This is a genomic window from Ruoffia tabacinasalis (genome assembly GCF_005864045.1).
GTDB classification, from domain to species: domain Bacteria; phylum Bacillota; class Bacilli; order Lactobacillales; family Aerococcaceae; genus Ruoffia; species Ruoffia tabacinasalis.
Window position 1 is genome coordinate 1 of record NZ_VBSP01000058.1, and the last position, 13,751, is coordinate 13,751.

A 13,751-nucleotide genomic window follows, 5' to 3' on the forward strand; every position below is an offset into this window, starting at 1 on the left:
TTTTAGAGACCGTATTTTACTTATGACGCGATTATATGTCCCTCAGACAAATAAAAAAGATTAAGCAACAACTTATGCTGCTTGATCTTGATTAAAATGAGTCATCAACCCTATTTGACAAAGAGCCCAATATTTTTTCTCATGAAAAGAAGGACATAAGGATTTGTTAGGCTATAGAAAATTATTTTCTTAGAATATCGAAATTATTCAATGTTTCTGTAAGATCTATTGTCTTGTTATGAACACTTGCCTTTTCTTCATCCCCTAGAATGTAGATGTTAAATCGTCCATCAGGAAATTTCTTAGCCTTTTCAGCAATTTCAGAGAATAATATTTTATCTATAATTGAGTAAATTGTTTTTCCTGTTCCTAATGAGTATTCGAGTATTACGTAATCAATATAATTTTCAATACCTGAATTAAAGGTATACCAAGCATTATGCGAGCTTTCGGAATAATACCTGCTTTGCTTGAATAGCACAGTGTATTCGACTAAGGCATTTTTTATAATGCTAACTTGAGTGCCATTTTTACTTGTTGTACTAACAGTAAAACCTAGTGATTCTAATAATTGTCTTTTACTTAACTTAGTTTTAGGAACATTTTTTTCTAATAAATAATTTTCTAATTCTTCATTAATTTCAAAAGACTTTTGATTAAGTTGTTTTATTTCAGCATTAATTTGTTCTTGCTGATTTAACAGTTCTTGAATTTTCAATATATCCATAATAATACCTTCTTTATTTCGTTTTATTAATGATCTCATAGTTTAATATCGCGATCAATAATTATATTCAAAGAGATGCCATCAATAAAACAAGGAGCTCTACAAATTTGTAGAGCTCCTAACTTCGTTTGTGTTTATTAAGAATTATAGTATATTAATTTCTAAACCAAAGTCGGATAAACTTTGGGATTCCTTGTCATCTTGAGGAAGAATATGGGTGTTTATGTAATCCATCTGTTTAAAAATACCACAGAGGACATTAACTACAATGCTGTTTCCAGCTAGCTTTAATAACTTAGCTTGCGTTAGAAAAGCTTTTTTTACGTCTTCAGAAGGGTTCTTAATTGTTAGATTATCGAAATTTTCCTCCGTGAATCCCATAAGCAAAAAGGCTTCTCTAGGTGTTAGATTTCGATATCTGGTTCCTTCAACTAAAGGGTTCTTGTCATAAGCGATAATACCAGAATTGGGATTACGATCTTGCTTTGTAGTAATAGTACGAGCAATCAAAGAGTTATCTGCTTGACTATCAGTTGCTAATTTTAAGTTATTATTAAATATTTTTTCTCGAGAAGCTGTAAAATTCGGTGTAGCATGAATTGCTTCCTCAAGATAATGTTTTACAGAATAATCTAATCTTAAGTAATCACTGATCGGATTGATATTTTCTGCGGAGAGTTGGATGTGTTCAAGATTATTTGATAGGAAATAGTCCATAACTTCTTGTTCAATCTCCAGATCATCCCCAACAAATACGCTAATCATATATGTTCGTTTTCTTGATTGAGGTACACCGAAATTGGTTGCACTTAAATCATAAATTTGATTAACATACCCCAAATCTTCTAAAAAATTAGTCCATACTCTAAAGTTTTCAATGTGAGCTTTAGATCTAATTGCTGTAACATTCTCCATGAGTAAGAATTTAGGGAATGGTTTATTTTGTTCCTTAAATTCAATTAATAGTCGTTCAATTTCCCATAAAAGACTTGAGCGGTTTCCAGAATCCCGATCTAATCCACTTGAATTATTCCACCATCGAGCGCTAACTGATAAGTCTTGGCAGGGAAAACTATAAGTTAAGATATCAATATCATCGTCCAAATCATCTGCAGAAACTGAAGTAATATCCACAAGATTATTATTGTTTATTAATGAATGATAGATTGCTTTTAGTTGCCCAACAGTTAAAGCAGATAAAGCTTTTTCAGTCATGGGTTCTTTACCGTTAGAACTTAAATTATATTGAGCCAATTCCTTCAATAAAGATTCTTTATTATGATGACGATAAAGACTTAAATCCTGAGGACCATTATGCAAGATATCATATGCATAAATCGCGCTTAGTTCCCATTCAACGGTAGCAGAAACTTTGAATGGGATTTTAGCGCGCTTAAGTGCTTCGGATTGTGCGCCCACCCCACTAAACGTTTCAACTATATTAAGCACAATTATCAAATCCTTCCTAAACTCGATTACTGAAATCAAAAAGGAATTCAGTATCATTAATTTTATAAATTTTCACGAAATCTTTATTATATTTTTCTAAGTCAAGATAAGTGATGGGGCGTTTTTCATTTATACCTAACCTATTTGCAAAGTATTGGTAAATATCATCATAAAAGTATAAACGACCATCATGATCCTCATCGAATCTTCCCTCTAATATCTTATTATCATCTGTAAAGAATTTGAGCTTTCTATTATAAGGGAAAGTGTTGGTGAACGGATATTTATTAGATTGTTCTAAATAATTAGCCTGTCCAGCTTTAAACATATTATTTATTCCTCTACGAGAACTATTCCAATTGTTTTTGAAAACAACGGGAATTTCTATTATATCATAATAATTTGAAGGACTATGAGTAATATATGTTAATTGCTTATTAAAAAAAATTGAGAAAGATTGTTCAGTTGCTCGCTGTCTTGCATTAGACGCTGTTCGTTCATTTCGGGAGTAGGGTGAATCATCATTTTCAGTAACAAGATCTTTATCTACTTCGAGTTCAATAATTGGGTCAGTATCAATGCTATCATCATATAGTGTGATTAATTTTTGAATATCTGGATGAGTGCAAGGAACTGATTTCTTATTTTGTTCAAGATACAGGGGCTCAAAATTTTGTTGGCTTTCTACCATTAATTCATTTAGTTTAAATAATCCATTTTCAGAGAAGTTAGCTGACCCAACAAAATGTATATAGTAACTTCCATCTTTAATCCAACTATATAGTTTTATATGAGTTGGAGGTTGCGTAATTTGATACATTATTTTGATTCGTTCACCGTATTGGTTGGTCAAATTCAAAAATCCCTCATGATTTTTCTTAGAGAGGCCTTCATGTGTAGTCATACCAATGTAAAGAGTAATATTTAAGCTAGGATAGTCATGTAATAATCTTTCTGTCATTGATGAAGAGGCATAACCAGATATAATAAATAAGTCTGAACATCTATTTGCGTAGGGAACGATTATTTTCGAATATAATGAGTTATTTGATCTCTCGATATATCACACCACCCGTTCAAAAAGGTGTTGTACATACTTAGTGATACCACCGTCAAAAAATTCAGGTGAGTTTGATTTAATTAAGGCTGTATTTAATACTAAAACTTTTCTGAGTATCTTTCTACTTGTATCATTGTAGCGATTGTATTGTTTTAATATTTCTCGCACTAATTCAATGTTATAACCTTCGGCGGGGCGTTCAACAATGTTCATAATTGTATCAGTAGTATTGTTTTTTAATATATTAAATGTTTCTTCATAACTACCTTGCCAACCTAAATTGACGTACCAATATATTTGCTTCAACCAAACACGTCTGCTCATTTTATAGTAATAAGTAGCTGACAGGCCATGTCGCGCATGAACGATATCTGGAATGACTTTAATTGACAAAAACTTCCAAATATCATCATTTGATGCGTCGCGGTTAGTAAAAGTAAATGATTGATTTAGGATTCGGTATAACTCTAAACCGAATTCTAAATCGAAAGTATATTTAAAACGATCAATACCTTTTTCATCGATATTATATTTTTCATAAATTTCATCACGGGCTTGAATAAACATCGCTCGAAGTTCTTTAAATTCATTAGGGACCTTAACATCAATCAGACGTCTTGGATCACTTTCTAGTAACTCAAAGTCACTTTCGGCTTTAGTGTTACTATAATCAGGCCAGTTTAACATAATTATCACTCCTTAGAGAATGGGTCTAGATTTGCATGAGCGCTATTAGAAATATCTTCCAATGAGTCAATTTGAATATTAAAAGTAGACACCCAGTACCATATTGCTTTAGCAATACTATTTGGTTCAGCATCCATATCTTCATCTATGATGTTTTGATCAATAATAATTGCTTTTTGAATAACAAGTATAATAGATGAGACAATAATATTATTTAATGTATACTGATTCATTTTATTCGTATTAGTATAAAGGCGATCATATAATGGATGCGCGCTATTAATTAAGATTCTGATATTTGAAGAGTCAAATGAGTCTGAATATACATCAACCCAATCCATCCAGATTCTCCATAAGCCACTTTCGGGATCATGGAACTCTTCGATAGGGAATTCTGAACCATCTCCATCTACAGAGACAGAATATGCTAGAAGTGGTTCTGAGCTAAGCTGCATCCCGATTTCATCAGCTTGGAAAAGGGAAGTGTTATGTAGTTCATGAACGATTAAATAATATTCAAAAAAGATTGTACCTCGTAATGAATTTGGTTCGAAAACTTCTTCAAAATCAATCTCAATATCTGAATCTTTCATACCGAATTTTTTAAGAATAAGATTCTCAGTAAAGTTTGATGTTCGAGAATGTATTTTTACAGCAATCGCTAAGGTGTTTTCTTGAGCGGTTACACCCTCTAGACCAAATAATTTAGACGGGTGTTTGATTGAGATTGATTGTGTAAGTTGTAGTTCATTTTCGGTAGGTGACCAAATACTATCATATTCATTGATTTTGTAGGAATATGAATCGTCTAACTCTATGGTTTTTTCATCATTTAAGACATCGGCATATGACAGCTTTGGAAGCGAGAGGTAAATGCCTGCTTCTTTCATTAAGTTTTCATCAAGCAGTTTGTATAAAAGAAATTTTGAACTCATTAGTCATCACCTTCTTTTTTGATATGTTCGGTATTCATCGACAAGCTAGGAGCCATAGATAAATCATGTATCTCGATTTCAATCGTTCCTTCGATAACTAATTTTTCTTTATTTGGATTTGGTATTTCGAAACTAGCTGATTTTTTATGCGATGTATCTGTAACATGGTTTACTTTTTTATTAGCGATTTTTGTTAAATTAACTTTATTAATAATAAACGGAAAAGGAAGCGAACCTTCAAAAGTTTTATTCCAACTTTCTTGGTTATATGCCTTATCTGTCGTGAGAACAGTAAAGAATAGCGTGCTCTTTGTATCTGCTTGCAAGGTCGCGTTAAATGATACTGAACGTAAATTCTCAGAAACAAACCCAATATCAGTGACATTGATGAGCGAATTCGGTGCCAATGTGTCTTTTTTCTTTTTTCTTTGAGGCTTTTGCTGAATTGTAGCAGATTTACCAAAGTTAGACATAGGTAGGAACATATTACCGAAGTGTCTACTTAAAGCTGATGTACGCTTAGAGGCCTTAGCTTCAGTATTATTTAAATCTGTTGATAATTCTTTAGCAACTGATCTTTTTATTCGATTGACAATAGTCACTCGCCCACTATCAATGATTTTATCAATCCAAGTTGCATGGTCTGCATTCTCAGTATCTCGAAGATAGCTTTCAAGGGTAGAATAATAATTCAAGTATTTCTTATGCAAATTACCCTCACTATTAGGTACAAAGACAGCAAAAACATATGAATTTTCTTCAAGGGATAAACCCTTCATCCATTCATTGTCGTTGACAACATATTCAACTACCATCCCTGGCTTTCTCATATAAGCAAGAATATTTGCTCCATAAGGGCTACCGTCTTTAAAAGTCGCGTTACCAATATAATTAATAGGGGAGATAAATCCACTATTTTTATACGTCTTTAAGTCATCGATACTTAATTGTACATAAGCCAAGTATCCAATGGGGATTTTTCTGTTCGACATCCCAGTAGAGGCTAAATGAATCGCCTTTGCTTGAATTCTTTTATGTGGTTTAGGACTCTCAGTTGAGTCTAATTGTATAGCGTATGAATACAATGATTGAAACCAACTAAAAGTCAAACTGAAATTTTCGGGTCGAATGGTACGTCCATTAACTGAAGGAACTAATATAGAATTATTAGTAAACTCACTATAATGGCGGTTATAAATTCTTGGAAAATACCATCTTTGAATAGCCTGTAAAATAGATTCTTCAATATCAGTTTCCCAAGGGAAATCATTTTTTGAATTGTCTTCCATAGTTATTTTTGAATCATTTATGAAAGGCACAATTATAGTTGTCCCTGTTTCATCCCCACTGTACGATTTAACCCCTAATGAGCTAATAAAATCAGAGATAAACTGAGAGTCTGTAATCGGCAATGTTTTAGCATAGATATCTGAAGATTCTTTCTCGCCCCACCAAGCAATCCCTCTGTCGTTATTAGGCATAATTGCATCTGGTTTATCAGAGTCTTCAATAAGACAGGCCGCTAATCGTTCCTCGTATTTATTATTATGCTTAACGCGTGAGTAGTATATGACAATGCCACTGCCCATTCTGAAGAAACTAGTTTTTCCTAGACCCCATGATCCACCAGCATCTACTTTGTCTTGATTCATATTTAGACCGTAAATTAACTTATATATATTACTGTTATTAAGTTCATCTTTATCATCCGTGTTAAACTTTCCCGTTAAACCGGACGTATTACTATCTCTAATAGCTACAATAGTTGACTCTCTTGGAAATAATTGCTTAAGTCGAGTATCGATAGAGTCAAAATGATGAGCAATTTTATTTGTTGCGATTTTGCCAATGGTTACGTCAATATTTGTTTGATCACTCTTAGGTAAAGTGGCATCAAGGCTATTTTGGAATGATTCACGAACAACTAAATCGACTATTGGTAGCGAATCATTCTGCAAAGACCGTAATATAGCTTTTCCAGAAGGCGCCATTCTGTCATCTATACGTGCAATTTCAATTTTCATTCTTCATCCTCCTTATGGGAATCGCCATCATCCTCATTAATCGGAACAACAATTTTAAGTTTTCTTGCAAGATTTTTATTTTTTCGTGCACCTGGAATCATGAGATTGATTCCGATTAAATCTTTTTCGAAGTTTAAAGGATATCTATTACTTGAAGTACTTCGAGCTTTCCTAAATTCTTCTTCAGTTTGCTTTCCTTTGTCAATTCGATATATCACTAATTGTGGCACGTTACCCAGTCCATGTTTAGCTCTAAGTTGTTGTGCTTCTCTACCAGAAGGGCTCTTTTTCATATCTTCCGAATTTAATTGTTCGATATCGCTGATTAAATCAGAAGGTGTCCGTAACGCACCAATTGATACTGTTTTTCCATCATTTTGTGCTTGACCTAATCGCGAACGTTGGATGTTCGGTGGGTTATAACCATGAATATCCCAACCTGACTGATTATCCGATACTTTCGGGATATTTCCTTTCGAAGAAAGTATAATATTCCAATTAGCGTAACCATTCTCTTCGCGAGTATCATCGTACCAATCTAGAAAAGCTTTAATATTTGAAAAGGCAGTATCTTTATCACTAAAAATCATTGATTCTAAGTACTTTTTAACGAAATCATATTCAACATCACGCCAAATTATTTTATTTCTAGATAAGTCAAATTCACCAGTAAGAGAGTTCAAGAATTTTTCTGTCACTGTCAAATTATTTTCTAAAACTGATAGCTCGTTTTTAAATAGGATTGTTTGACGATTAAAACCAGAAAAATCAATATCAGATAATTCTGCTGATTGCATTTTATTACTTGAAGTAATTCTTAAAAAATTATTATTAGGTGAATTTTTAATTTTGACTCCAGCTTCATATGGTAAGTAAGTTTTAGCACTCATATCTTGAATATCTTCAATAAGTTCAGAATTTAATTGAGTAATGAATTCAAATCGTCTTTTAGTCTCACTATCCATCCAAACTCGAGGGAATAATTCATATGTAGGACGGTAACCAAACCATCTTCCCATTTGATATAAAGTATCAGCTTGCTTTGTTTGACGGATAAAGTAAGAGCTAACAAGTCCTTCTAAGGTTAAACCTCTAGATAGAGTATTCCCGCCGACTACAATGAACAGTGGAGCAAAGCTAAGTCTCCTTTCAGGATAAACTAGTCGAACATGTTGGTTCTCAACGCGAGTCTGACTGTTATCTATAACAAGATGGAATCCTTTATGATACTCTAAAGCCTCATCATCTTTTAAACCTATATGATCAACATAATTTTCGTTATTTGAGTTGATTAGGCCTTTAAGTTGGATTAAAATATCCTCCCATTTAGGATAGTCATTGATGAACTCCTTACTTGAGTAAGATGTGACTGCTTCAGAGAAATCCTCTTTAGTAAATTCAGTCGATTCATGTTCAAATAATTCTTTTAATTTATCAAAGTACTCTTCACGATTCTCACGCATGCTCTCTAAATATGCACGAATTAAAGAAGCCACTTTTTCTTGATCAGCAATTTTTAAACTTGTATGAACTAACATTGATACGGGTTTCGTAAAACGTAAGTGTCTTTGCATTGCAGAAACCAACACGAACCAATCAATCGCTTTTTGAAAACTAGGTGGCAAATAGTTAGTATCCCCTTTATGCAGAGATTTTATTAATTCTTTATCTGTATCACTGATTGTTCTAATGATGGGTAAGGAAGGACCTGTCTCTGGTTCTGCTAAACCAAACATTTTATCAGCACCAAGATAGTCGCTTGAAGGTGTTAAGGTATAGATAAAATCTTTAGGGAATAACGAATAATCCCCAATTTCATTTAATACATTTGCATAAGGCGTACCAGTATAAGATATATAGTTGACTGCAAGGGCTTGCTTTCCGTTAAAACCATTTACTAAATCGAGAACTTTTTTATTAATAGTACTTCTTTCTTCATCTTCTAGTTTTTTTGTATTAATACTTGCTTGATCAGCTTCATCATCGATAATGAGTATTTTTAACTGTTTTAATTTATTTGGATCCGAATAAAGCCACTTTGCCAAATTATCTAGTCTAGATTTATTTTTCAATGAAACAACGAAATATTTCTTTTTGCTATGTTCCTGTAAGTTAATATTATTCCAATTATTCGGTGCACTTCTATCTGAAACTTTTGGATTATCAATATTAGTCCAATCCCACCAAGCTGCACCTTTATTTGAGTCTAAATCACCATATAACCTGTTAGCTGTTTGGATACGTAAATTTTCGATCACTCCTGATAGAATAATAAAAAAATTAAATCCGTTATCAGCAGCTATTGACATAACTGCCGCCATATTAGCTGTTTTTCCCGATTGTACATCACCGATCGTTAGCCCTTTAATTGCACCGCTTTCGCGTGTGTCCATACTTAATTGTTGGACTATGTTGAAGGCATCATCTTTAATATTTGCAATGGATTCAGCTGAAAACCCTTTGCTGACAAGTTTTCTCTCATATTGTTTCCATTGAGAATATGGATCGTCTGATAATATTGCATCGTTTTTGCTGTTTTTGGATAATAAAGTTGTTTTTTTACTTTTAGAATCACTCTTCATATATTTAACAAGTTCTTGCCAAGTTGAATAATCAATATCTGTATCACTTGGTTTAAGCATTTGAAACTTAAACTCTTCAAAAGCTTCTGAACCAATATCCTTGCGAGTATAGAAGTCGAAATCTGAAAGCGAGTCCCAACTTGTTTCATAATCCGTTCTGCGTTCTTCGATATAATTTCTATAAATATTAAATTTTTTGTCGCCAAAATTTATGCTCATGTAAACGCTCCTAGTTATTATAATAGTGTCTATATTATAACAAAAGTTTGACTGTTTAGAAGGGAATAAATTAGGTTTAATAGCATTAATGTTATCTTTTTTGGAATATCTCACACCAAAATATCTGATATTCGACTAAGTGAGTTTAATGCGATAATATTAGAAAAAGTAGAAAATTTAATACAATTAAAATGGGATATTATAATATAGTAGGTCATAACTAATAGGGAGTGATTGGAGTGTCGGAGTTGTTTTGGAATAATCAAACCAAAAGTCAAAAAGAAGAATATATTGAGATGTTGAAAATTTTAGGTTCACTATCAAACCTTTTTTCTGATAGCAATTCACCTTATCTTTATTATCGGGCACATGAGAATTTATTTTGTGCTTCATTTGATGCCAAAAACTTATCACGTGGTGACGTGTCTTATGATGCAATAAAAGACAGAGTTGGTATCGGCTTAAAAACGTTCTTGCAAAATAATGGACGGACGTATCAAAAGGTCGCAGAGTTTAATGGTGATAGTGATAAGGTTCGTAAACTCAAAAGTCATGAAGAGATTGTTTATATGATAGCTGAACTTAGAAATAAACGAATCGAAGTGACTCAAAATATTACAGATGCAACTGATTCGGTTTATCACTTAATTACTAGAGAGCCAGGCAAGATGAATGTGTTTGAAACACCTTTAGATTTAGTGGACATAAATTCTATTCGCATACAAAAGAAACAAAGTAAAAATACTATTCGATTTACTGACAAATACAACGAATATTCCTATTCATTATCTAAAAATACACTTCTTAAACGATTTTATACTCAAGAACAAAATAAAATTGTAACTTTTGATGTAGACATCTTAGAAAATCCATTTGAATTACTAAAGTCTATGCAAGTTGAGATTGCTGATTCAAGACTTATTTCAGAATCGAAAGAAAACTATATTGTTTTACCTTTATATTCGCCAAATCGTGGAGATGTACCACAGCGTTCTGGATTAAATCAATGGAATGCTCAGGGGAGAGTTCGTCATCCTGATGAAGTGTACATACCTATTCCAGCATGGATTCATGAATCGTTTGATACATTTTTTGCATACGCGAAACAAAGGAAAGTAAAAGGGGAGAGTGCAAAAGATTCCCCAACCTTTCAAGTGGAGTTACCTAACGGTGATGTCATGAAGTGTAAAGTAGCACAATCCGGAGGCAAGGCACTGATGTCGGATCCAAATAAAGATTTAGGAAGATGGATATTAAGAGACGTCTTGAAGATTGCACCAAATCATCTGGTTAACATGAGCACCTTAAATGAAATAGGCATCGATAGTGTTAAATTAACAAAGAAAGCAGAAGATTATTATCTATTAGACTTCATGGAAACTGGCTCATATACTGAATTTAAAGAAGAGAACGCATAAAATTTAAGGTCAGAATAATTTCTGGCTGCAAATCACGTCTCATAATGATATAATAATAGCTTCGAAAACAAATTATAAAGGAGAGAGCAAATGCAAGAATCTGTAAGTTCTACAATAAAAAGCAAACATACAATTGCGTCATTTTTTGCTGGGGTTGGTGGAATTGAGCTTGGTTTTGAACAAACCGGCGAGTTCAGAGCCGTATATGCTAATGAGTTTGATAAAAAAGCACAAGTGACCTATCGAACAAACTTTCCAAATACATCATTAGATAAAAGAGATATTCATGAAGTCGAAGCAGATGAGATACCTGAAGTGGATATTATTACAGGAGGCTTCCCATGCCAAGCTTTTAGTATTGCGGGTTACCGAAAAGGCTTTGAAGATGAACGAGGGGATTTATTTTTTGAGTTACTTCGTATGATTAAAGAAAAGCAACCGAAAGCAATATTTATTGAGAATGTGAAAAATATGCTTACTCATGATCATGGAAATACCTTTAAAGTAATTCGTGAATCGTTAGTAGCAAATGGTTATTATATAAAATGGAGTGTCCTAAACGGTAAAGATTATGGTAATATACCGCAAAATCGTGAGCGGATATATATTGTTGGGTTCGATAATAAAGCTGCTTATGATGCGTTCGAATTTCCAGAAGCAATTGAATTATCAACGACGCTTCAAGATATTATCGATTATGCCTCTGAAAAGGATGAGAAGTATTACTATAGAGAAGGTAAGCAACCTTTTTACGATAAACTTGAAGAAGAAGTTGATTCATATGAATCTGTTTATCAATGGCGAAGACAATATGTTCGTGAAAACAAATCAGGTGTGGTTCCGACCCTAACAGCAAACATGGGAACGGGTGGACATAATGTACCTATTATTTATACTGACTCAGGTATCCGTAAACTTACGCCTAGAGAAACATTTAATGCTCAAGGTTACCCAGCTAATTATGAATTACCTGAGCTTGCAGTTTCACATTTGTATAAACAAGCAGGTAACAGTGTCGTTGTTCCAGTTATACGTCGAATTGCTGATAAAATTTCAGAAGCATTGAGTAAACATGATCATTTAAGCCATCAAAGCTTGAATGAAGATGTTAAATATGCCTTGATTTATACTGACTTTAAAACAAAAAATTCAGGAGAGAGCTATATATTCGGTTATGCGAAAGACATGAATGAAGTCAATGACATGTTAAAAAACAAACCAGATTGGTTCCCAGTGATTGACAACACAGATTATAGAAACATTGTTAAACAAGGAAAAGCTATGGCATTTTATTCTATAGTTGACCTAGACTAGATTAGCCCAGTTGATGGGCTTTTTGCTACCATCACCCTTGAAAACCGAACGTATGTTCGTTATAATATAAATATATTATTTTATCTTGGAGGAAGAACAATGACATATAAGGTGGTTTCTTTATTCTCGGGTGTTGGAGGTATTGATCTTGGGTTTGAACAAACTGGAAAGTTTGAAACAATTTTAGCAAATGAGTTTGATATGCATGCTGCAAAGACTTATTCTTTAAACTTTAATAATCAAATAATTGTGGATGATATTCATAATTTAGATGCAAGTGAATTGCCAGATTTTGATGTCTTACTTTCTGGATTCCCATGCCAAGCCTTCTCAATCGCTGGTTATCGAAAAGGGTTTGAAGATGAAAGAGGCGACTTATTCTTTGAAACTCTCCGAATAATTAAGGAAAAGCAACCTAGAGTCGTTTTCTTAGAGAATGTAAAAAATTTAGTTACTCATGATCATGGGAATACGTTCAAAGTAATAATGGAAGCACTAAGTTATCATGGATACTATGTTAAATATAAAGTAATGAATGCTAAAGAATACGGCAATATCCCCCAGAATAGAGAAAGAATTTATATTGTGGGATTTGATAACAAGGAGGATTATCAAAATTTTTCTTTCCCCCAAAGTATAGAATTGACAACACCATTAACAGATATCATTGATTTTAATGGAAAAATCGATGATTCCTTTTACTACACAGCTGATAAACATGCCTACTATCCAGCATTAGCCGAAGGAATTACCTCTCAAGATACAATTTATCAATGGCGTCGTAAGTATGTCCGTGAGAATAAGAGTGGCGTAGTTCCAACTTTGACGGCTAATATGGGAACAGGTGGCAATAATGTGCCATTAATTCTAAGTGATTATGGTATTCGCAAATTAACTCCTAGAGAATGCTTTAATACACAAGGGTTCCCTCGTGATTTTCAGCTCCCTGAGGATATAGCTATATCTCAACTTTATAAACAAGCAGGAAATTCTGTTGTTGTACCTGTTATTCAAAGAATTGCAGAGAATATTGTTGATGCTTTAGATGGAATAATGGCTGAAAGTGTACAATTAGAATTATTTGTATAAAAGGTAAGTCAAATTCAGATATAAAATCAACCACTGATAAATGCTGTAAATAAAGGCTCTTTGTCAAATAGGGTTGATGACTCATTTTAATCAAGATCAAGCAGCATAAGTTGTTGCTTGATCTTTTTTATTTGTCTGAGGGACATATAATCGCGTCATAAGTAAAATACGGTCTCTAAAATGACTGTAATTTCGATAGCCGTAGGCTGTTCGTTTCAATACTTTAATTTTATTATTAATACCTTCG

Annotated in this window: 11 protein-coding genes; 3 read left to right on the top strand and 8 right to left on the bottom strand. The window is 33.1% G+C overall.

Going from position 1 to position 13,751, the window contains the following annotated elements; genetic code table 11:
* Positions 1-181 precede the first annotated feature (181 nt).
* The 7 genes from FEZ33_RS10945 to FEZ33_RS10975 form a co-directional block, all read right to left on the bottom strand.
* The gene (locus FEZ33_RS10945; protein ID WP_138405419.1) at positions 182-727 is read right to left on the bottom strand and encodes a hypothetical protein; all 546 of its coding nucleotides are present in this window, start codon (positions 725-727) and stop codon (positions 182-184) included.
* A 144-nt stretch (positions 728-871) separates the two neighbouring features.
* On the bottom strand, positions 872-2,176 hold the full coding sequence (gene dcm, locus FEZ33_RS10950; RefSeq protein WP_235888830.1) for a DNA (cytosine-5-)-methyltransferase: 1,305 nt from the start codon (positions 2,174-2,176) through the stop codon (positions 872-874).
* A 16-nt stretch (positions 2,177-2,192) separates the two neighbouring features.
* Positions 2,193-3,236: a restriction endonuclease PLD domain-containing protein gene (locus tag FEZ33_RS10955; RefSeq protein ID WP_328590795.1), complete on the bottom strand. Its 1,044-nt coding sequence runs from the start codon at positions 3,234-3,236 to the stop codon at positions 2,193-2,195.
* Positions 3,237-3,239: 3 nt separating this feature from the next.
* Positions 3,240-3,923 carry a DUF6339 family protein gene (locus FEZ33_RS10960; protein WP_138405422.1) on the bottom strand — a complete coding sequence of 228 codons (684 nt, stop codon included), beginning with the start codon at positions 3,921-3,923 and terminating at the stop codon, positions 3,240-3,242.
* A gap of 5 nt (positions 3,924-3,928) precedes the next feature.
* On the bottom strand, positions 3,929-4,858 hold the full coding sequence (locus tag FEZ33_RS10965) for a hypothetical protein (RefSeq protein ID WP_138405423.1): 930 nt from the start codon (positions 4,856-4,858) through the stop codon (positions 3,929-3,931).
* Positions 4,858-6,882, bottom strand: coding sequence for a hypothetical protein (locus FEZ33_RS10970; protein WP_138405424.1), 2,025 nt, complete (start codon positions 6,880-6,882; stop codon positions 4,858-4,860). Before FEZ33_RS10970 ends, FEZ33_RS10965 begins: the two co-directional genes overlap by 1 nt.
* Complete coding sequence (locus FEZ33_RS10975; protein ID WP_138405425.1) at positions 6,879-9,683, bottom strand: Z1 domain-containing protein; 2,805 nt, start codon at positions 9,681-9,683, stop codon at positions 6,879-6,881. Before FEZ33_RS10975 ends, FEZ33_RS10970 begins: the two co-directional genes overlap by 4 nt.
* A 239-nt stretch (positions 9,684-9,922) precedes the next feature.
* Between FEZ33_RS10975 and FEZ33_RS10980 the strand changes: the two genes are divergently transcribed.
* From FEZ33_RS10980 to FEZ33_RS10990, 3 genes are all read left to right on the top strand, one after another.
* A complete protein-coding gene (locus tag FEZ33_RS10980) occupies positions 9,923-11,101 on the top strand; it encodes a phospholipase D-like domain-containing protein (protein ID WP_212746705.1) in 1,179 nt (392 codons plus the stop codon).
* Positions 11,102-11,191: 90 nt separating this feature from the next.
* Positions 11,192-12,415: a DNA cytosine methyltransferase gene (locus FEZ33_RS10985; protein ID WP_138405426.1), complete on the top strand. Its 1,224-nt coding sequence runs from the start codon at positions 11,192-11,194 to the stop codon at positions 12,413-12,415.
* A 99-nt stretch (positions 12,416-12,514) separates the two neighbouring features.
* Complete coding sequence (locus FEZ33_RS10990; protein WP_138405427.1) at positions 12,515-13,504, top strand: DNA cytosine methyltransferase; 990 nt, start codon at positions 12,515-12,517, stop codon at positions 13,502-13,504.
* A gap of 96 nt (positions 13,505-13,600) precedes the next feature.
* Here the strand turns inward: FEZ33_RS10990 and FEZ33_RS10995 are convergent.
* A partial coding sequence (locus tag FEZ33_RS10995; protein WP_138405300.1) for a transposase occupies positions 13,601-13,751 on the bottom strand: 151 nt, incomplete at its 5' end.

Excerpts from the sequence above, each read along its gene's own strand:
- FEZ33_RS10945 (WP_138405419.1), bottom strand. The coding sequence starts at position 727 with ATGGATATATTGAAAATTCAAGAACTGTTAAATCAGCAAGAACAAATT.
- FEZ33_RS10960 (WP_138405422.1), bottom strand. The coding sequence starts at position 3,923 with ATGTTAAACTGGCCTGATTATAGTAACACTAAAGCCGAAAGTGACTTT.
- FEZ33_RS10965 (WP_138405423.1), bottom strand. The coding sequence starts at position 4,858 with ATGAGTTCAAAATTTCTTTTATACAAACTGCTTGATGAAAACTTAATG.
- FEZ33_RS10970 (WP_138405424.1), bottom strand. The coding sequence starts at position 6,882 with ATGAAAATTGAAATTGCACGTATAGATGACAGAATGGCGCCTTCTGGA.
- FEZ33_RS10975 (WP_138405425.1), bottom strand. The coding sequence starts at position 9,683 with ATGAGCATAAATTTTGGCGACAAAAAATTTAATATTTATAGAAATTAT.
- FEZ33_RS10985 (WP_138405426.1), top strand. The coding sequence starts at position 11,192 with ATGCAAGAATCTGTAAGTTCTACAATAAAAAGCAAACATACAATTGCG.
- FEZ33_RS10990 (WP_138405427.1), top strand. The coding sequence starts at position 12,515 with ATGACATATAAGGTGGTTTCTTTATTCTCGGGTGTTGGAGGTATTGAT.